Source organism: Bilifractor sp. LCP19S3_H10, from assembly GCF_052119185.1.
Lineage (GTDB): Bacteria > Bacillota > Clostridia > Lachnospirales > Lachnospiraceae > Bilifractor.
In genome coordinates this window covers 46,354-68,778 of the sequence record NZ_JBQKFT010000007.1, presented here as the reverse complement: position 1 = coordinate 68,778, position 22,425 = coordinate 46,354, and the positions used below count along the sequence as shown (strand labels likewise).

Genomic DNA, 22,425 nt, shown 5'->3' with positions numbered 1-22,425 from the left:
GTAGGAAATGATCCGGGGGATTGGGGAACTCACCAACAAGCAGAAGGCCTTTGTACACACAAAGGCACTGCTTGCGAGGATTATCAGGCGTGTACGGCGGCAGGATTGTGTCTATGACATATTTGCCGGGTGATCATTTTACTATGATGATCTAGTATGAACAAAAAGATAAAATTCATAATAACTATCGAAAAAACGCTTGACTGCACGTAACGTGCAGGTTTTACACTATGAACATAGAAGAGAAGGACGTAATGGCATTTGGTACTTTGTCATTTGCAATAGCTATAGGCCTGGGTTGATAGAGCGTCAATTTAATTGTGTAGTCTCCAATCCACCATGGATGGCAATGAGTAAGCTCGCGGATAACCCTTATAAAAATACACTGCAAAAAATCGCTCAGCACTATAACATTAAGCCTACGGGCGCTTCTCATCCTCATATGGAACTTGCAACTATTTTCTTATTGAGTGCTGTTGACCGCTATCTTGATGACGGTGCTCAATGGAGTTGTGTAATGCCCGGAAGCCTATTAAGTGGACTGAATCATGAACCCCTACGAAAAGAAAAGTACCGCACGTCGGAAGCAACATTACAATTGCAATTTGAAGAAATTTGGGAATTACCCCAGAATACCTTTAGAAATAAGGCTATCGTGCTTTCTGGAAAGAAAAGCGATGATCCTACTTCTGATTTGCTTCGGGGACGAGTTTACACTGATGAAGGGGATTACAAAGAAGTACATTATACATTAAATCATCAAGGTAATCGAAGCGCGTGGACAAATAGGGGCCACGATGTCGATGTGACTGATATCATAGGCGATAATTCTTTGAAATTTTCTCAAGGGTGTGATTTATTTCCTCGAACTGCACTTTTTCATGAGTTTATTAAGCGGCCAAACGGGAATTGGAATATCGAACCCATCGTCAGGACAAGTGATTTATGGTACCTAGTGAATAACCAAAAGAAGGTCAGCTGTAACGGTTTAGTAGCAAAAAATGTTGATGATAAATATATTTTTGATGCTTTAATATCTAAACATCTTTCTCCATTTTATCTTGCTTCACCTGCCAAAGTGTTGATGCCGGGTAAGAAAGTCAACGGCAAATGGAAAGAAATATCTGTTACTGACCTTGCATTGATGAATGCCGGTACGGCTTATGTATTTAATCAGATTGCAAATGACAGTAACACTCCAGCTGATCTGCAAACTTATTTACGAGAAACAATCAATATTTATGGCAAACTTGAAAAACAGAACTTTTCTACCAAAAACTGGCTGGTTCTTTCAAGTGCAAGCGGAGCGAATCCGTGTGCTGCCTATGTTTCACTTAATACACTTGATCGCAATAGATTGATCATTGACCAAACATTATATTGGTATCTTGCAGAGAGCGAAAATGAGGCCGTCTATATTACAGGAGTACTCAATAGCAATGCCCTTTCGGACGCAATAAAAGATTTTCAGCCAGAAGGTGGATTTGGGAAACGGCATATTCATACATTACCATATAAAATTATTCCAAAGTTTGATGATGGAGACATAGCGCACAAGGATGTGGTTATGAAAACACGCGAGCTGATACAAGAATGGAGCACGTTATGTATAGAGGATGAATATAAAAATTTGCTCCAACCTAACAGTGGCTCACTTAGTAGTAGAAGACGGAGACAACAATCAGCAATTCGAGGTCTTGATGTATATAGTGCATATGAGTCTGCTTGTGAAGCAATTTTAGGATAAAGTTGCTTCGTGATTTAAATTCACATTTTGAATATTAGAAAAAGTGTAGTGTACTTAAAAAATTGGTTGTCATTTCATTGTGATCTAAACGGCTCCGGCAGAGAGGACGGAAACATTTTAACGGAACCATATCATTTAATTATTCCGACTTGAGATCGAATTTAGGGTGCAAAACAAGTCGCCTAGGGCAGTTCCTTGCGGCTAGAGACGGGGCCGAAAGCACCTATGGCATAGATTATTTTGACTAGGTGTGTGAGAGAAAAGCCTTATTTCAAGCCATTTTATACACTATAGCCTTGGCATTTAAGTCGTCGCGTGACCATTGGCCGTGCATCATAAAGTATTCTATAATGTAGTCCCGCGGACAGTCACTGGGAAAAACTTTGCCTGTCAGCAGACACATTTCCTTCGTATCTGTGGCTGACCGATGAAGCGTATACATCAAATTCAGAATCTGATCTTTTTGAGGCACCCTATGTCCGTTTCGAAGAGGACTTAGCGTAGATTCTGGCATGTCTGCTTTATATGCAAGTTCCTTGCTGCTTAATCCTGATTCGAGAATGTACTTATTAAGAAGATCCGTGCATTGTTTTTTCTTAAGATCAAGTTTTTCATTAATATATGCGTTCAGTGTTCTACGTCTATTGTCTGAACCACCACTTGTTTCAGTTATACGATCTTCAGTTTCAGAATAAGGTTGCGTAAATCTGGATAAAGCGGCATCCATTTCTGCTTTCCGCCTTTGGATTTCATCTAGATCAGCTTTTCGGCGGGCCAGTCGGTTTCTTGCATAGTTCAAATATGCCTCATCTTCGACTCCAAACGGTTCACCTTGCGTTTTTCTTTGTTCGAGGTCTTTCAACAGTGCTTTGTCGCGTTCTGCATCATAGCAGCAGTTATTTTTCAGGTATCCGTCCAATCCGCCGTATATTTCCTTAAAGTAGTTGATAGCTTTTTCATTCTTACCATATATAAGCAACGTAATATTCAGATCGCCATTGATTGTGGATGCGAGCACACGGTATGCGATGTCAACGGCTTCAGTTAGTGGAAAATGAAAGTTGCCGGTGGAAAGCAGCGGAAAGACAACGGATTTACAGCCATTTTCTCGGGCTACCTTAAGGGCATTGATATAGCAGCTTTGAAGATACTCCGGTTCTCCGTGTTTTCCGTCAATGTATCGGGGAGAGACGACATGGATGATATAGTTCGCCTGAAGATTCGTATGGTCATGTACAGGGGTGACTTTGGCCTGCCCTATATCAATCCTGCCGATCTCCATTCGGTCGCGCATGACATCTTCATATCCTGCGGCACAGTAAATCTGCAGATCAACACCAGTACAGCTTACCTTTGGTTCAATATTTGCAGGAATGACAATCGCATCTGCAGATGCTTTTACGATATCTCCACTTTTGCAAGTAAACATGATAGACCTCCTATTTCATGTTGCCGAATCAGAGCATCCTTTATCTTCTTTTCAATGTAAAAGAATTTGATTCTTTGTGCAAGGTCTAAGGCGACTGGAAAAAAATAAGGAATTCCAGAATTGGGGGTCAATCCGGAATTCTGACTCTTGATTTGATCGTATTATTAGTTCAACAGGAGGTCAAAACTATGAAAGAAATGGAAAGTGTAGAAGTGATGAACTACAGCGGTCATCAGGAAATCTCGATGTCAGCAAGACAACTGACTAACCGCAGGCTTTTTCTTGAGGGGGAAATATGCCAGGATACTGCGGATGCTTTACTGAAAAAAATGATGATTCTCTGCGATCAGGATTCCCAAAAACCAATCACTATATATATCAATAGTCCGGGAGGCGATGTGGTGAGCGGAATGGTGATATACGATCTGATACAGGGTCTTCCTTGTCCTATTACATGTATTGTGACCGGACTGGCAGCGAGCATGGCAGCTATCATCCTTGCGGGTGGACAGAAAGGCAGGCGTTTGATCCTTCCGCATAGTCATATGCTCATACATGAGCCGAGGATCGTGACAGGATCTGTCAAAGGAACGGCTTCTACCGTCAGAGAAACAGCAGAGTCTGTTTTGAAAATGGAAAAAATGTTGACGGATCTGCTGGTACGGCACACCGGAAGGACAGCGGAAGAAGTAGAGGCCGTTATGGCAAAAGAAACCATGATGGATGCCGAGGAGAGCGTCAGCTTTGGCCTGTGTGACGACATTATAACACCGGAAAGGATTTTCAAAACCTGCGTGACAGATACATAGGTAATACCTTATTAGAAGGATTAATTCAGGACAAGTGGATAGGGATAGGACTAAAGATCATGAAAGAGGGTTTACTGATTCTTGGCGAAGGATGCTGTTAGTTACAGCATGGACAGTAAGAAAACCGGACTTTCCGGTCACTGCCTGGTTGTTGGTGCCAGCGGATCGGGCAAGACACGTTCGATCGTGTCGCCAAATATTGTTGAAACATCCGGGAGTAGTTATGTGATATCAGATCCGAAAGGCAGCTTATATGAAAGGTATGCGTCATACCTCAGAAAGAAAGGCTACACTGTGAGGAAAATCAATTTTTCTAATCCCGGAGATAAGGACTCCTGCCATTATAATCCGCTTTTCAGTGTGAAAAGTGAGCAGGATGTCCTGTCATTGGCGCATCTTTTAAGCACCTGTACAGATGGTGGAACGAGTTCTGTACATTATACCGGAGGCGACCCCTTTTGGGATGAGTCAGCGACGCTGTTGCTTCAGGCATTGATCGGTTACATCGTCAACTATGGCAGGGAAGAAGAACGGCGACTTCAGACGATTATGGAGTTGATCCGGGAATTTGATGTCGATGATTTTGATGAAGAGACCAGGCTTGATCTCCGATTCAGGAAAGTGAAGGATGCGTATGGCGATGTTTTCCCGGTGCGGCGATATCAGGAATTCCGGCAGGCACCAGAAAGGACGTTGCTCAGCATCCTGATCACGTTGTCTGCCAAACTGGGACGCTTCGATTCTGAAGAACTGCGAAGACTGATGTCTTCAGACGATGTCGATATCAGGTCTGTCGGTATGGAAAAAACGGCACTTTTTGTCATCGTTTCGGATAGAGACCGGTCGATGGATGCCCTGGTGAACGTTTTTTTCAGCCAGTGTATCGATACGCTTTGTGACATGGCAGATCGGAATTTCAAAAGTCATTCACTTCCTATCCCAGTCCGCTTTATCATGGATGATTTCGCGACAAACTGTAAAATTGAGAACTTTCCGAGGATTATCTCAAGCGTGAGATCGAGGGGCATATCTTTTATGCTTCTTTTACAGGCAGAGTCACAGCTGAGGACACTATATGGCGATGACAGCCTGACTGTCATCGGAAATTGCGATTCGTATGTGTATCTGGGAGGGAGCGATCTGGAGACGGCGCGGCATATCGCTGAGCGATGTGATGTGCCGTTGGAAAAGATACTATATATGCCCGTGCATACGTGTATTGTTTTCCGAAGAGGGCAGAGGCCTGTCTTTACAAGAACGATCGATTTTGAAAAATTTGAAATGTTGCATGGCGTGCAACCTCAGATAAGAAGTAATGGCGATAATATTAATAGGAGCAGATGATCTGAGGAGGACTGACTTAATGAGTGAAGACAACGCTGATATGGAGAAGTGTATTGACATTTTATCAAACAGAGGGCGCATTTTTGTCAGCGGTGAAGCGGGCAGCGGGAAGTCCCAGCTGATCCATGCTGTTGAAAAACACGAAAAGGAAGAAGGCATGCATGTCCTATTGACTGCTCCGTCGGGCATAGCCGCCGAAAACATTGGTGGAATTACCTGCCATGCAGCACTTGCCGTACGTCCTTCACAAAGACCGCAGTATCCGACTGCTCTTAATATTTCGCGTCTGATCGATGCAGATCTCCTTATTATTGACGAAATATCGATGATATCAGGGGAATTCTGGACTTTTATCACGAAGTGCATCGAGTGTGCTGATGAAGCACGGAGGAAGATGGGTAGAAGTCCTATTCGGGTTATGGTGGTGGGTGACTTCGGCCAACTGCCACCGGCGCGTGGAACCTACGCTTTTATGTCATATCAGTGGAGGACATTTGGCTTTGAGAACTTAAAGCTGAAAAAAGTCTATCGGCAGGATGATACGAAGATGGTAAAAAACCTGCAAAAAATAAGGCTTGGCGACAGATCGGGACTCGGCTTTTTTGAAAATTACACCAGCCCGATGGAAATTTACGATGACATGGAGAATACCGTGACGCTTTGCGGTTTCAGAAGGACGGCAGATAAGTACAACCAACTGGCTGTTGATCAAGCGCGATTATCAGGGAAAGAAATTATCAATTTTTATTCACAGCGCATATGGGCAGGTGCAAAAGTGGTTTTTCGTCTGAATGATGAGATGGGACGGTTTTGTAATGGGGATCGCGCCATAGTGAAAGCGATTACAGAAGACGACGTTCTCTTTGAGCTTAAAAGGAATAATGCAGTGATCCAGCTAAGCAGGAGGATGGATGAAAGTAAGCAGGGAAGGATTTACGAAAGACCGCTATTTACGCTGGGATATGCCCTGACTTGTCATCTTGCTCAGGGGCAGACCTTCGACAGGGCGAACATCATTATTAAAGAAGAAATTGAAAATTCCAGGTGCGAAATATTTACTTTCGGACAGCTTTATGTTGCCTTGTCACGTGTGCGAACTCTCGGAGGAATACGTATTTTGGGAGACATCCATCTGCCCGATGTTCTGGCTTCGGCCTATTTTTGTAATTTCGAAACAAATTTACAATCAGCAGCATAATGGGAGGAAAAATTATGAGTAAGCTTTCACTATATGAAAAGGGTTTTGAGCCTGATGTAGCCCGGATGGGCAGTGTTTTACTGACAAGCGTAGAAGACGGCGTAACGAAAACCGGAAAACCATTTATAAAAACGGTATTACAAAACATTGGACAAAAGGTAAAGGCAAATGCTTTTGACATGACGGTTGATAAGCTAAAGGAGATGGGCATTGAATGTCCATCTGTTGTAAATGTCCGTATTAAAATGACCACCAATAATGGAAATGTCTACTACAATATTGAAAAAATTGAGCCGGACAAATCCGGGCTGCAGATCTCTGACTTTATCAATTGTGTCAGTGAAACGGATAAACTTTTTGATAACATCCTCAATACCGTAAACAGGTCGGAAAAAGTTATTGGTGATGGTTTTGATTCCCTATCCAGGCTAACACTATCGATCCTCGGGGAAAACAAAGAAAAATTCATCATGTCCGCCGCGGGCGTTACTATGCATCATGATCTTCGGGGTGGGCTTGTCCTGCATACAGAAAAAATGGTCGAAGCTGCTGATGCATTGTGTAATGTGTATGATCTGGATCGTGAGCTTCTGGTATGTGGAGCGGCTCTTCATGATATAGGAAAAACAGAGGAACTTGATACATCAGTGCTGGGCGACTGCGCGTACACGGTCGATGGGCGTCTTCTCGGACATGCCATTCTGGGAATACAGATTATCAATAAAGCAGCGGCACGCTTTAACTGTGATCCTGAGCGGTTGGAATTGCTTAAGCATATGATCGCTTCTCATCATGGAAAACTGGAATATGGAGCAGCGGCGATGCCGGCTATACCCGAGGCTACTTTTCTGCATGAAATTGATATGATGGACAGCCGCTACTATATGTACAGTAATACTTATACCGGTATGAGAGATAGTACTCTTTCAGCCAAGAAGATCTTTGGTCTTGATAACGTGACTGTGTACAAAATGCGTCAGGTCAAGGAAGATGACGAAGATTTGGAAATTCCGGATTACTTTGATGGCTTCGGTGATGATTTCCCGTTTGAATAATGATGCATCTAAGCTGCTGAAGGGTGCGGCAATGCGCATCCTTCAACAACAGATTCGGAGATTTATTATCATGAAAGAATACTGGAGAGAGAATTCTCTTGTAAATCCGAATGAGCTGGAATTTGGCACGCATCCCTATGTCTGTGTGACAGGTGATACGCACGCAGATATGGACTGGATGAAGCTGAATATGCAGCGTTTTCCGGAACAGAAAACCATGACGAGGAATGATGTGCTGATCATTGCCGGTGATTTCGGTGGCATATGGTCCGGAAGAAATGACGACGGAAGTGAAAGCAGGTCCGATGACTATTTCCTTAAATTCTATGAAATGCGGCATTTTACGACACTTTTCATTGACGGGAATCACGAAAATTTTTCGGCGCTGGCATCCTATCCGGTTGTGGAATATGCCGGTGCAAAGTGTCACCAGATACGGCCGCACGTATATCATGTGATGCGTGGGGAAGTACTGCACATCGCCGGCCACAGGATCTGGTGCATGGGCGGTGCTGAGTCCAATGATAAAGACAGACGGATACCCTACAAGTCGTGGTGGCCGGAAGAAATACCAACAGAAGAGGAGTGGAGGCATGCGGAGAAAATGCTTCTGAAGGAGCGCCCGGATATCATCATCACGCATGAGGCACCATATAAGGTGTATGAAGCCTTCAATATGTATGGATACCATCCAAATCCGGTATCGGAGCGGTTTGACAGGATCTTTGGCATGATCCGTCGAAATGAAATTCCAGTTATGACTTGGTATTTTGGACATCACCATAAAGACAGGGTGGCAGAAATAGACGGCATCCGATTTCGCTGCCTGTTTCAGAAGATTGAAGCTGCCAGGTGTCTGAATCCGGAATACTACCGTCTTCCGGATGGCACCCTGACTGCTGAACTAAACTGGGGAGAAGACGTAGGAGCAGAACGATGGTGGAATGACAGCCTGAAATTTTAAAAATTTTGCACAATGCGCAACGCAGAATAATAGAACGTGATCTATAGTAAATATAAGGAGGGAAACGGAATGATGTACGGAGATAAAAGGGATTTCAATAAAGAGATATGCCGGGAAAACAGAAATATCGTGAGAAATAATGGGTACGTGACAGGCATAGGATCAGGTGCTCAGCATATATCTTTTTCACATTCTCTCAATGATCATCAGAGAGTGATCGTCTACTCACCGGATCAACTGGATGAGTTGGAGAGCGCGTTTATCGATCAATTGCAGTCTGATGAGATTAGAAGAAGGATCGGGGTAATGACTGTGGCTGACGAGGACAGTTTTGCTGTCCCGACAGATTGCGTTCTCAATTTCGCAAGTGCTCGGCGTCCGGGAGGAGGATATCTAACGGGAGCATTCGCGCAGGAAGAAGCCCTGTGCCGTCAGTCAACTCTGTACGCTTCTATCGACTCGCACAAAGCAAAAAGTACGATGTATAAATTCAATGAAAATGTTACAGACCTTGATACCAGATATACACTGCTTTCACCCTGCGTGGAGGTATTTCGTCAACGGGATCTTTCGCTGAAAAATAAGCCGTTTACTACCGCAGTAATAACAGCTGCTGCGCCGAATCTTAATCGAAGAGCTGCCGGCGTCCCACTTTCAAAGCTTCGGAAATACTACCGGGACCGGATTAGGGATATCCTCTGCATAGCGGCAGATAATGGATATAAGAGTATTACACTTGGCGCCTGGGGGTGTGGTGCCTTTAAGAATGATCCTCGTGAGGTAGCAGAGGCGTTTCGTGATGTGCTGGTTAAGGAAGGCTATGGAAGGCTGTTTTCACAAATCCGCTTTGCCATTCCCAATAAAAACAGCGAAAATTACCGGACATTTAATGAAGTGTTGAAATGAACTTCATAGTAATAATAGTAGCAGAAGAGGGGGTAAAGAATAAATGCAGATCAAAGCTTATCGCATGGATATCCTTAAACTGCCGGTCGATATCATAGTGATACCAGCCAATCCGAAGGCGGAATGTGCCGGCGGCAGTGGCATAGAGAAAGGGCTTTATCAGCAGGGCGGGGAAGCACTGAAAGACCTGAGAAATAAAATTGGAGACATCAGGCGCGGAAGCTGTGAGCTGACAGAAGCCGGTGACTATAAAAATGCGCAGTTTGTCATCCATGCGGTCGGACCTGGAAAAGAGGCAGAAGGCACTGATAGAATAAAGGTTTTGCGTGAATGCTATCAAAATGTTTTTGAGACAATAAAAGAGTATCAGGTGCAGTATAACAAGGACAATAAAAATTTTGAGGTTTCATTACCTCTGCTGGCAGCCGGTGCTGACAACTGCCCCCTGGAAACGGCTCTCGCTGTGCAGCTGGGAGAAGCAGTATTCTTTGCATTTAACAATTCCGATATGCCATGTACACTTTATCTTTTATACTACGGCGATGGGGCAGAAATGTACCAGAGGGTGCTGGGAAGTCTGGACGAACTGGGAAAATCAAAGCTGCAGCTTTTGACGGAGGAAAGAAAAACGAATCGCAATAACTATCCGCCAAACCTGAGCAGTGCCGGCAGGCGGATGAGCGATAAGTCGGTAAATGAAATAAATGAGATAAAAAGGCAGGGAACACAGAAAAAAAGAACGTCTGCATTCTATGATTGTGTGAGAAAGTGTGCTCAAGAATATGCAAAAAGGAATCATATGGAAGAACAGGAAGATGCAGACATTATTTTGAATAAGTGTAAAGTTCATTTGGATAAGAGCATTCTGTCCCGAATGAAAAACAATGGTTATAAACCCAGCCGGAGCACAGTATATAAGATTGCCATAGCACTGCATGCGACCGATATTACTGTACAGAAACTAATGACCAGCGCAGGAATGTTTCCTGCTCCGGATATCTATAAAGAGGATAAAATCGCACAGGAATTTATTAAAAAGGCTGAAAACGACAGCAGCAGAGATAGAGATTATGTAGAAGAATACTGCAAAGCGATGAAGTAAACGGGTGTTTTTCTGCAGCAGAGAAAGAAACATTTTAAAAATGACTATTGATGCCGGCAGCGGTACGATGCTGACGGCTTTGGTAGATCATAAAACAAGCTTCATAAAAAAGCGGACATTAGAGAATCTGTCACAAACGGATGCGGATAATGTTTTGGACCGCGGGAGATATTATGAGTGTTTATGAAACAGACAGCTGGGTGAAAAATATCGGAAAGAAGATGGCTTATGCACTACGCCATGATCCGGACAAATACGGGATTACCCTTGACGAAGAAGGGTTCACTGATCTGAAAAAATTTCTGAAAGCGATGAATTCCGTAAATGGCTACCGGCCAAAGCTGACAATAGAAGATCTTCAATATGTAGCAGACCATTCCGACAAGAAGCGGTTTGAGATAGCCGGATCAAAAATCCGTGCCCTCTACGGTCATTCTATCCCTGTTCGTATTTGTAAAAAGCAGGCCACCCCTCCGGACATTCTATATCATGGCACGGCTCACCGATTCCTGAAAAGTATCAGGAAAGACGGTCTTCTTCCCATGGGACGTCAATATGTACATCTGTCGGAAGATCAGGAAACGGCCCGACAGGTGGGATTACGGCGGGACTCATATCCGGCGATTCTTCAGGTGGACGCAAAAAAAGCGAACGAAGATGGTATAATTTTCTATATTGGTAACGATGCTGTGTGGCTCAGTGATCCGATACCGCCGCAATATCTCAAAATTCTTGTATAGCACGAAAATTACTGACATAGAGATTTTTGCAGAATGCTAAATCGTTACGGCGTTTTGAGATATTTTTCCGCGGTATCGATAAATGCGCTGTATTCATCCGGAAGATCTGTAATCGGCACCTTTTTTGCATTTTGCTCAGCTTTGATTTCGTTTGCCAGAAAGTCTATATACAAAGTTGGACGATCCGGGTCTTCCGGTTCGATGCATATCAGCTGCGTTTCCTCATCCTCTGATGTACTGATCAGGAAGTTGTGATCGCCGGCCAGTACTTCGAGTTTGGAATATGCTTCGGTCAGCCTTCTATGGACTTCGTTTACTGTTTTCTGTTTTTCCAACTGCAGTTCCGGAACAAAAACATCTCTGGTATACAGCACTTCTCTGGAGAGAACGGCATCGATCTGCCGGTTGATCATGGATTTTATTTTTTCCATGCGCTCCTTTGAAAAAGTACCGTCGCATTCGAAACTGAATGAAAAATCCTTCAGGTCTTTCAGCCTGTCAGCAATGCTGTCAGTTAATACCTTTTGGCCGATTCTCGTGAAATCATCTCCGATTTTCGGCCCGTATTCCAGAAGTTTGTCCCCGATGTGTTCAAATTCAGAATCGAGAACATAGGGCAGGAAAGCCAGATTAAAGTCAAAAACCGGCGCCATTCGAAGCGGTGTCACCGTATCATTATCGATGATAATGCCGAAATTACCAAAATGCCGGTCCTGATTGAAAGTGATCGCATCGCAGACGACCATTTCGCGGAAACGCTCTTCCGAGTCATCAGGAAAGGCAGCCATATAAGACAGGACATCCGCGATCGATTTCTGATTCGGGGCAACTGCGGACATGGGGACATAGCCATATTTTTCATCCGTAAAAAGGCGGCAGCGGCTCGCAGGAATCCTGTGCAATCTGACCAGATCATAATGGACAGAGTCGCCGCATATTTTTGAAGCGATCTCGCCTGTCAGCACTTCCCCATAGGGTTCCAGCCTGCCGTTGGCCGTATGCTCCAAGTCCTCTTTTGTACAGGTAAATTCCATCCGTTTCCCTTTTTACGCACTTTGGGAATGAACCATCCATGACCAGTTCCGGAGACGGGGACGACAGGTCGATCACTGACATGCCAGAGCCATAGAAAGATGCGTTCGAGATTGTTTCATTGAAATCATTGCGATATAAAGAAATGTCATTCCATTCGGCATCATCATCTGCTCTTTTTACCCAGAAGGTGTCATTTAATGACGCTGCATGCGTGAAATCGATGAAGCCGGACAACGTGTCGCAGCCACATTGGATCATTAAGTCCAGCAGCTGATGATTGTGACTGGAGGCTTTCCTGTTCTCAATCCACGAGGTTGGCAATTTCAGCCCCAACGGGAGTTTACCTTTCACTTCCGTGAGCTGTACTGCGTCATCCCTTTGTGCAAGCAAACCTGTGGCAACAATGGAATCTTTGTTCATGAAAAGAATTTCTGAAGACGTATATTTTTCTTTATTGCCATAGCTGTGCATGATGAATTCCTCGCTCATTTTGCCAATTTTCTTTATTATACGATAATGCCGACGATAAGTTGATGTCTATATTTGATACTGATTCAGAAATAAACCGCGCGGCTGGAGTATAGAATCATTCCGTTATCAAATTTGCAATACGCTTTACATTAATGATTGCGGTATGCGTCCATTCTCTTATCTTTTGTTTTGTATTACAATGAAAAACATACGTATGTTCATCTTCGCAACTAAAAAAGAAGAAGGAATACGCCATGAAAGCAAAAATACGAAGCGGAGGTTTTGTGACTGTATCCTTTTCGTGGGATTCCGCCACATGATTGCATCAAGGACGTAAAAAAAGAAAACTTAAAAATTGCATGCCGTGCAACGTTTCTGATGCCAGAAACTTGTAAAATGATCAAAGAGGCAGAAAACATCACCGACGTACAAGGGGAAGACAATTTATGGATAAGCCAGTCATTGAGATAAAAAGGGTTTATGGGGCAGGTCCGAAGGGACAAAACAGCAGAAGAAATTGCATGGAAAATCTGAAGAATAAAATGATCCTGGCGGAGGGCGCTTATTATGATCTCAATGACCGTGTGACACAATTAAATAACAACGTCTGCATAGCCGGCGCATCCGGCAGCGGCAAGACAAGAAGTATTGTGGAGCCAAACCTCCTACAGGCTATCGGAAGTTATGTAATTGCGGATCCCAAGGGCAACTTAATAAACAGACATGCGGCGTATCTGAAAAGGAAAGGATATGCTGTGCGTAAGCTGAATTTTTCCGACCCCGGTGACCAGACTTCATGCGGATATAATTTTTTTCATTATATTCACAGTGAACAGGATTGTCTGAAAACAGCACACATGATTATATACGCATCCGATACAGCCGAAAAAAGGGCGGATCCTTTCTGGGATGCGGCTGCGGAGCTTTTTTTGGTAGCCGTCATTTCCTATCTGTATTTACATGCTGCTGAAAAGGAGCGTACAATTCAGAATATGCTCTCCCTGATCCAGGGGTGTGAGCCGGATGAATATGATGAAACCTACCAAAGCGCAACAGATGCGCTATTTGAAAACATTGGCCGTACTGATCCGGATGATTTTTCTTATCGATGCTATTCGCGTTTCAGACAGGCTGTATGTAAAACGCTGAAAAGCATAATTATCACGCTGAATGCCCACCTCGCAGTATTTGATACAAAAGAATGCCGTCGTCTTCTCCACAAAGACACCGTCCGACTGGAAGATATTGGAGAACATAAAACCGCGCTTTTCGTTGTTGTGTCCGACACAGACAGATCCATGGACATGATGGCAAATCTTTTTCTGACGCAGGCGATACATGAACTGTGCCGGGTGGCCGATTCCCATGAAAACAGCCGGCTTCCCATCGATGTACGGTTTATTTTGGATGACTTTGCTACAAACGTCCGGATCGCGGATTTTCCCCGAATGATCTCATCTATCCGGTCAAGAGGAATTTCCGCCATGATCACCATTCAGTCGGAGTCACAGTTATCAAGCGCATACGGCGAAGACGGAAGGACAATACTCGGAACGTGCGATACGTGTGTGTATCTCGGCGGAAATGATATAGAAACAGCGCAGCATGTTGCCCGCCGCGTTGATCAGCCGATTACGAATATCCTGAATATGCCTGTTGGAACCTGTTGGATTTTCAGACGTGGGCAGCAGCCTGTCAATGCCAGAATCATTCAGCTTGATCGCTTTCTCGAGAAGCTGCAAATAAAACCGATGGAAAACGATAATAAAGCATGAAATACCAGATACCAATAGATTCGTTGTGATTATGATTTTTAGGAGGTGCATAATATGTGTGACGTTGCAGAACGCTTGGAAAACAGGGGTAAAGAAATTGGAATGGCAAAGGGTAAGGAAATTGGAAGGGCAAAGGGAGCATTGCTGACTATATACCGTCATACAGCCGCTGGCTACCTGCCTCTTGATGTAGCTGTGAAGGAGGCTTCCGAGTATGGCATTAAGGACAAGGATGATTTTCTCACGAAGGCTCTGCAGGCCGGGATTAAGATTGAAGCCAGATAATCATCCGATGCTCTTTTCCTTCTGAGCCGAATTTCCGGGCAGCAGACGGAAGACAGTGGTTTAACAATTAAAAGCCGAAGTTGCATGACACGCAACCTTTATGTAGCGCTTTGATGCTATATTAATCTTACATGAAAATCAATTATCTGATCCGCATTGACGGCAAAAAAAAAATCCAGGAGGAATGTTGATATGAGTCATCGTGACAGGAATATGGAGGTTTGTAACGAAAACAGGACGATCGTCAGAAATAACGGCTATCATGTGAACGGCCATGATATAACACTGAATCATCCTCTCTCAGAACACCAGCGTGTTGAAGTGTACTCCCCCGGCCGCGTCGAGGAGTGTGTCAGACAGTATGAAAAAACAACCGGATTCAGGCATTCTGCAGGAAATAATAAAATTTCTGTCGAAAATACAGATTCTTTTGGCATACAAACGGACATGGTCATGAACTTTGCAAATGCGCGCCATTCAGGAGGGGGATATCTGACAGGGGCTAACGCACAGGAGGAAGCTCTGTGCCGCCAGTCAACCTTATATGCTTCGATAAATTCCAGGGAAGCGAATCAGATGTACGCGGCTAACCAGAATGTCAGAGATTTTGATACCGACTACCTGCTTGTTTCTCCCTGCGTTGAAGTCTTCAGGAACCGGGATCTTTCCTTCCGCGAAAGGCCTTTCACGACTTCAGTTGTGACTATGGCTGCACCAAACAGAATGGGAAGGGCAAGGGATATATCTGATGACCGGCTGCGGGAATACTATCGTCACAGAATCAGACAGATGCTCTGTGTAGCCGTCTCGAGAAAAATACACACGATCACTCTCGGAGCCTGGGGATGTGGTGCCTTTCGCAATGACCCTCGGGAAGTTGCAGCCGCATTTAAATATGTGCTGGTCGACGAAGGACTTGCGGATGCTTTTGAAGCCGTAGTTTTCGCCATTCCGAAGGCGCACAATCCCTGCCATGATAATCATGAGCGGTTCAAAAAAATATTCGAAGTTTAAATACGGGAAAAGATCTCCAGATACAGCGCATGATACAATTCCGCAAATGGAACCGCGGATTCATCCGCATTGTTGTGAATCCGCAGCTGCGGTCAGGGATTTTTCGGCACGTGACTTTATCTGCTCCCAATTTGCTTTCGTCACCTCAGAGAGATTCATCCGGGAGCGTTCTTCTGCCATGGCGCTTTTCAGCCACTTCCGATAGTCGTTGCTTTTAGGGCTTTTATGAGAATCGGCCTGCTGCTTCATGATTTTTTTAAATTCGGATTGCACCTTCTGCTGATCAGTTTTCCAACTGATCAGGTCATCTGCTTCCCGTGTGTTGAGCTCAGATGTCTGTCCGGACATTCCATCATTACGATATAGTCTTTCAATGTATTTTTTCTGAGAATCCGTAATTCTGTTGCATTCAGATGCCCTTCGAGACGTCTTATCCCACAGGAACCACTTATACTTCCGGGTGGTTTCCAGATATGCGCGAATCAGATGAAGCATTTCTTTTTCCTCCATCGGTTCGGAGATGCACTTCAAGTGGGGTATTTCAAAAAAAGCATGAACCTTGCCTTCGTCATCCGGATCAGAGATCCAGATTTTCCCGTCAAAGGCAGACTTGATATAACGCGAATAGCCGTTCAGATAACTGCGATGGACACAGAGTCCATCATCGTCATCCGGTTCTATACGATCCTTGATTTCCCGGGCAAGAGCCTTGTAACCATCAGCAGCTTTGCTACGGATCACCGCCTCAAAGTCTTCTGACAACATAAGACAGGTTCGCGCAGAAAGGTCAATGCGTTGCAACAGGGCACCAAGTTCGGAATCCTGTGCCTTGCAAAGCCCCCCGGAATTTTCTGCAAGTTTTATCTCACTGTGGGAAATCTTTTTATCACAGTCATCGGGAAGCAGGGCGGGGTCGATGCCAAACAGTGCCAGCGCATTGCATGGCGGGTCGTCCGACCAATCCCCCGGTAAGATATCAATTATCAGACAGCTCTCCTTCCCCGGATATAGACGGACACCACGGCCGATAATCTGTTCATACAGGACGTCGTTTTTTGTCGGGCGGTCGTTGATGATCACCTCCGTTGATGGCAGATCCGTCCCCTCTGTCAATATCATGCAATTAACAATTGCGTGTATATATCCGCGGCGATAGCTGTTAATTACCCAGCTGCGATGATCCGGGTCATCGGTTCCGGACAACATCGCCACTGTACATCGCTCGAATTCTGGCAGCAACCGCCGTAATATACGAAAAACGGATTCACATCGTTCAATGGTCGGGCAGTAAATTAAAGTCTGTTTTCCTCTTGCGTGCTCGATGTAAGCTCTGGCAGTAACACTGTCATTATTTGAGTTTCTCATTGTGCTGGAAAGAGATCCGGATGAATAGTCGCCTGCTGTCAGTGCGACTCCGGTCAGATGATAACTGGTTGTAATACGCAGATACCGAAGGTCTGAAAGATATCCGTTCAGAATCCCCCACTTCATGTCACGGCAGAAGCAGACGGAATCGAAAATTTCATCAAGTTCCTGTCCGTCAGCGCGTTTCGGCGTAGCCGTCAGACCGATAAGTTTGCGCGGATGGAAGTAATGAACTACTTTTTTATACGTATCAGCGACAGCATGTTGCGCCTCGTCAAGTATGATGGTGTCAAATGCATATGGCGAGAACGATTGAAGTCGACCGTCTCTGCTGATACTTTGTATGCTGGCACTGACGACGTCCTCGCAATTCGAAGTTTTGTCGGCTTTTTCCACACCGAAGCTCATGCCTCTGGCGGAAAAATATTTTTGAGGCTGATATACCAGTTCATCGCGGTGAGAAAGCCATAATACCCTGCCATGAAAATCGAGATTGGCAGCCACCAGTGTCTTTCCAAGACCGGTTGCGAGAGCTACGACAGTACGGCTCCCGTCGGGAAGACTGTTCACGACATCAATACACTCTTTTTGGTAATCTCTTAATTCTTGTATGCCTGCCGGCATGACTGTTCTTTTGTTGTTATTCATAATATCGCAAATAGGTTTGTCCAAAATTGTTTTACCGTATTATCGCAGCTTTGATTTTACCGGCCCGTTTTCAAGCATGTTTCCCCGCTTAACGTTAACGGCTTATAGTTCTACTGTATCACTTGTTCCTTCACGCGTGAATATAGTGTCGGTACAGAAATATCAGAAGTTATATGAAATTTGATCAGGATGTTGAAAACTGATGTAACAGGAGGAAAAAACGAAATGTGCGGAAAGAAAAAAAAGAGTAAAATGACTGGTCTTTCCATTGTCGGCTTTACCGGCTGGAAGGGCGGAACGCCGCTTAAGACACTGGAGATTTTCTTTGAGAGCTGCCTGTGTGCCTATGAACGAGTTCGATATGGCTTCTGTTTTCGTGACACCTGGGACATCGACACCTGGTTTATGAAGGTGATGCCAGGGATGCTGACATATCTCCGGGACAATCGGGACGGCAGCCCGGACCTTGCGGGAAAAGAAGACGGAGATCCAAACCGGACGGATGATGAAGCAGATATCCACGAGACGTGGACAAAGGAGCTGAATAAATTAATTTTTCTGCTCAATGAAATGAATGAAAATACATGCAGAAGGAAAAACCCGTATCAGGAAGACTATGACAGATGCAAGTCGGAATTTTCAGAGAAATATGGATCGTGCGGGGAAAAGCTCTGCACAGAAGAGGAACTGGAAAAGGGCAGAAAAGAGGGAACGCAGATCTGTCATTTCATGAGCGAACTGCCGGAATATAAAAATATTTTCAACGCATATTGGAAGGAAGAGGATGCCCTCTTCCAATATCGCGAAAAATGCAAGGATGGATTTTTCAGACTGTTCTCGAAATATTTTCATAATCTGTGGGATTAAAGAACTATGCCGAACACAATACAGCATCTGTTGAAAAGGAAGCATCAAAGGGGAGAGCCATGACAGCAAGAACAGTTACCTTCGGAAAAAACTGGGTCAGACTGAAACCAGGATTCTGGGCGAAAATCAGGGGAAGATGCGAGTATGCAGTTCTGGACCTTTTACTTGATGACGGCGATTTTTTTCTGGATCGTTTTTTTATCAGCAGCAAAATACGGGTCTGGTATCCGGCACATAGTGAATACCGGCATCCCGATTACCCGCATTGTACGGTATACTTTATCCAGGTAAAAAAGGAAGATGAAGCCAAAGCAATAGATGCCATGAATAATATGTATGACCGTGCACCGCTTATGGAACATTCAGATGAATACGTGAAATCGATTCGATGGCTGGAAAGCCTTATAATATCACCTGATAAACCAGATGTTTGATAACGGTCGAAGGAGATACCGTGTGACAGCGATCGGAAACATGCGGAAGACACTCTCCTGAGGGAAAAGCCGGATATCCTGATCACGCATGAAGATCCGCACAGTGTTTTCGATGATGGGGATCTTGGGGCGGACACCCGGACACCGGTCACGGATAGGCCAGACTGTATATTGAGCCTGATCCATGAGAAACATTCCCCGCTGATAAACTGGTATTTCTTCTGAAGATTTGAAAGATCACGTAGCATTTTTCATTACTGACCTGATAAGAGAAAGCACCTCTCTAAATGCATGATTCGATACTCTGATTGTCAGGATGCGGATCCGGATGACAGTTGCCGGCCAGAAATCTATTGCAGAATACGACACCGGTTTAGGAGGTGCCGGAAGAGCAACCTCGGCAAAAGTAACTTCAGGTTCAGCGGGAAGGGCCGCCATCTGTGCATCGTGCACCTCACGGCGCAACTGATGCTGCCAGTAATAAAAGGTTTTGATCTTGATACCGTTCTGTTCACACCAGACCTTTCTTGTAAGACCGCTGGCATTACAGGCATGGATGATATCAAGCCACCGTTGATGACGGACATCGGAAGTAATCTTGTCCATGGTCCTTAGTCACCTTTGGAATAGTCGAAAAAATCTTGGATTTTTTCACCTCCATTATCCCAAAGTGCAGTCAGCGGATTCCAACGGACGGTTTTGCGGAGCAAAACGGACGCGATGCGGAGCGAGCGGACTAATCTATAGCTATTGATAACCTACGCAACTCCTATAATGAATGAGGCCATCGAGAGATGGACTAATCATTAAGGAAGATGCCGTATATTAGATTACAAGAGCATCATTATCAAGCGGTATGCACTGAAGATGAGCTATAAGGAGCTCGCAGATGAATTCAGTGCAAGCAAATCCAGAATCAACGACTTCATGCGTGCTTTCGAGAAGTGCGAAAAGTTGTCGTATCCTCTTCCGGAGGGGATCACGAATTACGCGATCTATGAACTTGTCTACGGGCATGAACCCGGAACCAATAATCGGTGTGTTGATTATGAGCAGCCTGATTTTGCAAAGGTGCATCAGCAGATGGAAGAACGTAAGAACATGACGCTCGTCTACCTGTGGGGAAAGTACCAGAAAGACTGCAATGCCAAAGAGGTAAAGCCCTATCAATACCGGCAGTTCTGTGATCTTTACGCCCGCTGGTGCGATGAAAACTATGAGACACTGCACATCCAGGCTGTCATCGGACAGAAGATGGAGGTCGACTTCGCCGGAAAGACGTTTGATCTGATCGATAAGCTTACTGGCGAGATTACTGTTATTGTCGTGTTCGTTGCTGTGCTTCCGTATTCGCAGTACATCTATGCGGAAGGGATGGTATCAACGGTGGAGCCACAGTGGATCGAAGTTAACAACCACTCCCTGGATTACTTCGGCGGCGTTCCGACCATTGTTATCTGCGATAACTGGAAGCAGGCCGTAACAGCCAACAAGGACTGGATTGATCCAGATCTGAATAAGGATTATGCAGCATGGGCGAACCATAACCACACCGTGATCCTTCCGGCAAAAGTCCGCAAGCCCAAATGGAAAAGCAGCGTAGAAAATGCTGTGGGTATCCTTGAGAAAGGATTATTCCACGATCTGGAGGAGAACCGGTACTTTTCTCTGGAGCAGTTTAATAGGGATCTGTGGTCAAAACTGGATGCATTGTACCATGAAAACTTCAAAAAGAAGGACTACAGCAGGTATGATCAGTGGACTGAAGAACGGCATGAATTGCTGCCGCTTCCCTCCGTGCATTACGAGTACATGGAGAGAAGGACAGCAAAAGTGTCTGGCGATTTCAACATCCGCTTCGACAACGCTTATTATAGCGTAGACAAAGCTTATCTGCACAAAAGTGTTATGGTTGCAGCTACTGCATCTACAGTCAATATCTATTCCATGAAGGGTGAACTGATCGTCAGTTGGCGCAGGGCAACTCGTCGCGGAGAATGGCTGACAGATCCAGCTCATCTTCCGGAAAGCTATAAGCAGATGTCCGAATGGAACGCTGCCTATTTTACAAGGAAGGCGATGACGGTTGGCCCGAATACGGTGAAAGTCATTGAGCACATCCTGAAAAGCCGGGAGCATGAAGAACAGACTTATCGTCTTTGCCTGGGCATTCTGAACTATACGAAGAAGTACAGCAAGCTTGCTCTGGAAGACTGCTGCAAGATGGCAATCGAGACGAGTCATATCTCGTATTCTTTTATAAAGAACTCAATAGCTGCCATTGCTGAGGATATCGGAACTGCGGGTTAGAACACAAAACTTAACGAGGAACGGAACAAGGGTGCCTTTGTCATGGGGCCGCATGCCGGCGATTTGGAACAGTTGCTCTCCAAGAGCAGCAAGCTGGCCAAGGAGGTGCGTGATGAAGAAGCTTGACCGTATTAATGAGCTTGTCGATGAACTCAACGAGCTGAAACTTTCCAACATGGCAGGTGCCCTTGACTCGCTGTATCACTCCGGAAGTTTTGATCATCTGGACGGTGTCTCATTGCTGGAACAGGTGAAGGAACCGGAATATCAGGCCAAGACATCCCAGCGGTTCCAAAACCGTCTGAAACGGGCTCATCTGGCCGGAGGACCCCAATCATTGGATCAATGTAATGATTCCGCTGAGCGGCTCTATCTGCCGCCAGATATCAACTCGACGCTGTCGTCACTTGATTTCATCAGGGAAGGCCTGAATGTATGTATTCTCGGCCCTTCAGACAGCGGGAAATCGTATCTGGCAAAGGCGCTTGGAATACAAGCATGCCTGAATTATCGCGTGATGTACCATCATTGCGAAGAATTCCTTGAAACAATGGTGGCGTTGAAACAGGCCGACTATGCCAAGCATCAGAAGAAGGTTCGTTTTTATCTGAACATGGATCTGCTGATACTGGATGATTTTTTGCTTCATACCATAACTGATGAGCGGGAGATTAAAGTCCTCTTTGAAGTCATGGAGAAACGCAGTGAATTATCAAGGTGCACGATTGTATGCTCTCAGAGAGAGCCGAACAACTGGGCTTCGATGATCCTTAACGATGAGGTATCAGCCAATGCGATACTCAAGCGGGCAACAAAGCACTACACCGTAGTGATACAACCGAGGAACTAAACAATAAAATCAGGCGTTTCGGGGTGTCCGTTATGTTTCGCATAGCGTCCGCTCCGAAACGCATCGGAGTCCGTTGG

General features: G+C 44.9%; 20 protein-coding genes. 16 read left to right on the top strand and 4 right to left on the bottom strand.

What is annotated here, in order from left to right; genetic code table 11:
• Positions 1–349 precede the first annotated feature (349 nt).
• Entirely contained in the window at positions 350–1,747 is a 1,398-nt protein-coding gene (locus ACTQZS_RS07450) for a hypothetical protein (protein ID WP_441475265.1), read from the top strand.
• A gap of 271 nt (positions 1,748–2,018) precedes the next feature.
• On the opposite strand, the gene ACTQZS_RS07445 is transcribed toward ACTQZS_RS07450, so the two are convergent.
• Positions 2,019–3,176 carry a macro domain-containing protein gene (locus ACTQZS_RS07445; protein ID WP_441475264.1) on the bottom strand — a complete coding sequence of 386 codons (1,158 nt, stop codon included), beginning with the start codon at positions 3,174–3,176 and terminating at the stop codon, positions 2,019–2,021.
• 188 nt (positions 3,177–3,364) lie between these two features.
• On the opposite strand from ACTQZS_RS07445, the gene ACTQZS_RS07440 reads away from it, so the two are divergent.
• The 8 genes from ACTQZS_RS07440 to ACTQZS_RS07405 all read left to right on the top strand — a co-directional run bounded on the left by ACTQZS_RS07440 (position 3,365) and on the right by ACTQZS_RS07405 (position 11,294).
• The gene (locus ACTQZS_RS07440; RefSeq protein WP_441475263.1) at positions 3,365–3,985 is read left to right on the top strand and encodes a ClpP family protease; all 621 of its coding nucleotides are present in this window, start codon (positions 3,365–3,367) and stop codon (positions 3,983–3,985) included.
• An 81-nt stretch (positions 3,986–4,066) separates the two neighbouring features.
• The gene (locus tag ACTQZS_RS07435; protein ID WP_441475262.1) at positions 4,067–5,329 is read left to right on the top strand and encodes a VirD4-like conjugal transfer protein, CD1115 family; all 1,263 of its coding nucleotides are present in this window, start codon (positions 4,067–4,069) and stop codon (positions 5,327–5,329) included.
• Positions 5,330–5,348: 19 nt separating this feature from the next.
• Positions 5,349–6,527 (top strand): ATP-dependent DNA helicase, encoded by a 1,179-nt coding sequence (locus ACTQZS_RS07430; protein WP_441475261.1) that lies wholly within the window; start codon positions 5,349–5,351, stop codon positions 6,525–6,527.
• 14 nt (positions 6,528–6,541) lie between these two features.
• Positions 6,542–7,582, top strand: coding sequence for an HD domain-containing protein (locus tag ACTQZS_RS07425; RefSeq protein WP_441475260.1), 1,041 nt, complete (start codon positions 6,542–6,544; stop codon positions 7,580–7,582).
• Between the two features lie 70 nt (positions 7,583–7,652).
• Entirely contained in the window at positions 7,653–8,546 is an 894-nt protein-coding gene (locus ACTQZS_RS07420; protein ID WP_441475259.1) for a metallophosphoesterase family protein, read from the top strand.
• A gap of 69 nt (positions 8,547–8,615) precedes the next feature.
• Positions 8,616–9,452: a TIGR02452 family protein gene (locus ACTQZS_RS07415; protein ID WP_441475258.1), complete on the top strand. Its 837-nt coding sequence runs from the start codon at positions 8,616–8,618 to the stop codon at positions 9,450–9,452.
• Between the two features lie 43 nt (positions 9,453–9,495).
• The gene (locus ACTQZS_RS07410; RefSeq protein WP_441475257.1) at positions 9,496–10,554 is read left to right on the top strand and encodes a macro domain-containing protein; all 1,059 of its coding nucleotides are present in this window, start codon (positions 9,496–9,498) and stop codon (positions 10,552–10,554) included.
• Positions 10,555–10,727: 173 nt separating this feature from the next.
• Positions 10,728–11,294 carry an RNA 2'-phosphotransferase gene (locus tag ACTQZS_RS07405; protein WP_441475256.1) on the top strand — a complete coding sequence of 189 codons (567 nt, stop codon included), beginning with the start codon at positions 10,728–10,730 and terminating at the stop codon, positions 11,292–11,294.
• Positions 11,295–11,338: 44 nt separating this feature from the next.
• Here the strand turns inward: ACTQZS_RS07405 and ACTQZS_RS07400 are convergent, their stop codons facing one another.
• Positions 11,339–12,328, bottom strand: a complete 990-nt coding sequence (locus ACTQZS_RS07400; protein WP_441475255.1) for a hypothetical protein — start codon at positions 12,326–12,328, stop codon at positions 11,339–11,341.
• A gap of 918 nt (positions 12,329–13,246) precedes the next feature.
• Here ACTQZS_RS07400 and ACTQZS_RS07395 point away from each other — a divergent pair.
• The 3 genes from ACTQZS_RS07395 to ACTQZS_RS07385 all read left to right on the top strand — a co-directional run bounded on the left by ACTQZS_RS07395 (position 13,247) and on the right by ACTQZS_RS07385 (position 15,874).
• Complete coding sequence (locus tag ACTQZS_RS07395) at positions 13,247–14,575, top strand: VirD4-like conjugal transfer protein, CD1115 family (protein WP_441475254.1); 1,329 nt, start codon at positions 13,247–13,249, stop codon at positions 14,573–14,575.
• A gap of 54 nt (positions 14,576–14,629) precedes the next feature.
• Positions 14,630–14,860: a hypothetical protein gene (locus ACTQZS_RS07390; protein WP_441475253.1), complete on the top strand. Its 231-nt coding sequence runs from the start codon at positions 14,630–14,632 to the stop codon at positions 14,858–14,860.
• 192 nt (positions 14,861–15,052) lie between these two features.
• Positions 15,053–15,874 carry a TIGR02452 family protein gene (locus ACTQZS_RS07385; protein ID WP_441475252.1) on the top strand — a complete coding sequence of 274 codons (822 nt, stop codon included), beginning with the start codon at positions 15,053–15,055 and terminating at the stop codon, positions 15,872–15,874.
• A gap of 60 nt (positions 15,875–15,934) precedes the next feature.
• Here the strand turns inward: ACTQZS_RS07385 and ACTQZS_RS07380 are convergent, their stop codons facing one another.
• Positions 15,935–17,863 (bottom strand): DEAD/DEAH box helicase, encoded by a 1,929-nt coding sequence (locus tag ACTQZS_RS07380; protein WP_441475251.1) that lies wholly within the window; start codon positions 17,861–17,863, stop codon positions 15,935–15,937.
• Positions 17,864–18,112: 249 nt separating this feature from the next.
• Between ACTQZS_RS07380 and ACTQZS_RS07375 the strand changes: the two genes are divergently transcribed.
• On the top strand, positions 18,113–18,754 hold the full coding sequence (locus ACTQZS_RS07375; RefSeq protein WP_441475250.1) for a hypothetical protein: 642 nt from the start codon (positions 18,113–18,115) through the stop codon (positions 18,752–18,754).
• A gap of 59 nt (positions 18,755–18,813) precedes the next feature.
• The gene (locus ACTQZS_RS07370; RefSeq protein WP_441475249.1) at positions 18,814–19,188 is read left to right on the top strand and encodes a hypothetical protein; all 375 of its coding nucleotides are present in this window, start codon (positions 18,814–18,816) and stop codon (positions 19,186–19,188) included.
• 237 nt (positions 19,189–19,425) lie between these two features.
• Here the strand turns inward: ACTQZS_RS07370 and tnpA are convergent, their stop codons facing one another.
• A complete protein-coding gene (tnpA, locus tag ACTQZS_RS07365; RefSeq protein ID WP_441475248.1) occupies positions 19,426–19,794 on the bottom strand; it encodes an IS66 family insertion sequence element accessory protein TnpA in 369 nt (122 codons plus the stop codon).
• A gap of 261 nt (positions 19,795–20,055) precedes the next feature.
• Between tnpA and istA the strand changes: the two genes are divergently transcribed.
• Both istA and ACTQZS_RS07355 read left to right on the top strand, forming a co-directional pair.
• Positions 20,056–21,498 carry an IS21 family transposase gene (gene istA, locus ACTQZS_RS07360; protein WP_441475247.1) on the top strand — a complete coding sequence of 481 codons (1,443 nt, stop codon included), beginning with the start codon at positions 20,056–20,058 and terminating at the stop codon, positions 21,496–21,498.
• Positions 21,499–21,610: 112 nt separating this feature from the next.
• Positions 21,611–22,348: an ATP-binding protein gene (locus ACTQZS_RS07355; RefSeq protein WP_441475246.1), complete on the top strand. Its 738-nt coding sequence runs from the start codon at positions 21,611–21,613 to the stop codon at positions 22,346–22,348.
• Positions 22,349–22,425: the final 77 nt, after the last annotated feature.

Coding starts and splice junctions, on each gene's coding strand:
- ACTQZS_RS07420 (WP_441475259.1), top strand. CDS start 7,653: ATGAAAGAATACTGGAGAGAGAATTCTCTTGTAAATCCGAATGAGCTG.
- ACTQZS_RS07395 (WP_441475254.1), top strand. CDS start 13,247: ATGGATAAGCCAGTCATTGAGATAAAAAGGGTTTATGGGGCAGGTCCG.
- ACTQZS_RS07440 (WP_441475263.1), top strand. CDS start 3,365: ATGAAAGAAATGGAAAGTGTAGAAGTGATGAACTACAGCGGTCATCAG.
- ACTQZS_RS07405 (WP_441475256.1), top strand. CDS start 10,728: ATGAGTGTTTATGAAACAGACAGCTGGGTGAAAAATATCGGAAAGAAG.
- ACTQZS_RS07375 (WP_441475250.1), top strand. CDS start 18,113: ATGTGCGGAAAGAAAAAAAAGAGTAAAATGACTGGTCTTTCCATTGTC.
- ACTQZS_RS07380 (WP_441475251.1), bottom strand. CDS start 17,863: ATGCCGGCAGGCATACAAGAATTAAGAGATTACCAAAAAGAGTGTATT.
- ACTQZS_RS07425 (WP_441475260.1), top strand. CDS start 6,542: ATGAGTAAGCTTTCACTATATGAAAAGGGTTTTGAGCCTGATGTAGCC.
- ACTQZS_RS07445 (WP_441475264.1), bottom strand. CDS start 3,176: ATGTTTACTTGCAAAAGTGGAGATATCGTAAAAGCATCTGCAGATGCG.
- ACTQZS_RS07390 (WP_441475253.1), top strand. CDS start 14,630: ATGTGTGACGTTGCAGAACGCTTGGAAAACAGGGGTAAAGAAATTGGA.
- ACTQZS_RS07415 (WP_441475258.1), top strand. CDS start 8,616: ATGATGTACGGAGATAAAAGGGATTTCAATAAAGAGATATGCCGGGAA.
- ACTQZS_RS07385 (WP_441475252.1), top strand. CDS start 15,053: ATGAGTCATCGTGACAGGAATATGGAGGTTTGTAACGAAAACAGGACG.
- ACTQZS_RS07355 (WP_441475246.1), top strand. CDS start 21,611: ATGAAGAAGCTTGACCGTATTAATGAGCTTGTCGATGAACTCAACGAG.
- ACTQZS_RS07430 (WP_441475261.1), top strand. CDS start 5,349: ATGAGTGAAGACAACGCTGATATGGAGAAGTGTATTGACATTTTATCA.
- ACTQZS_RS07450 (WP_441475265.1), top strand. CDS start 350: ATGAGTAAGCTCGCGGATAACCCTTATAAAAATACACTGCAAAAAATC.
- ACTQZS_RS07410 (WP_441475257.1), top strand. CDS start 9,496: ATGCAGATCAAAGCTTATCGCATGGATATCCTTAAACTGCCGGTCGAT.
- ACTQZS_RS07370 (WP_441475249.1), top strand. CDS start 18,814: ATGACAGCAAGAACAGTTACCTTCGGAAAAAACTGGGTCAGACTGAAA.
- ACTQZS_RS07400 (WP_441475255.1), bottom strand. CDS start 12,328: ATGGAATTTACCTGTACAAAAGAGGACTTGGAGCATACGGCCAACGGC.
- istA (WP_441475247.1), top strand. CDS start 20,056: ATGAGCTATAAGGAGCTCGCAGATGAATTCAGTGCAAGCAAATCCAGA.
- tnpA (WP_441475248.1), bottom strand. CDS start 19,794: ATGGACAAGATTACTTCCGATGTCCGTCATCAACGGTGGCTTGATATC.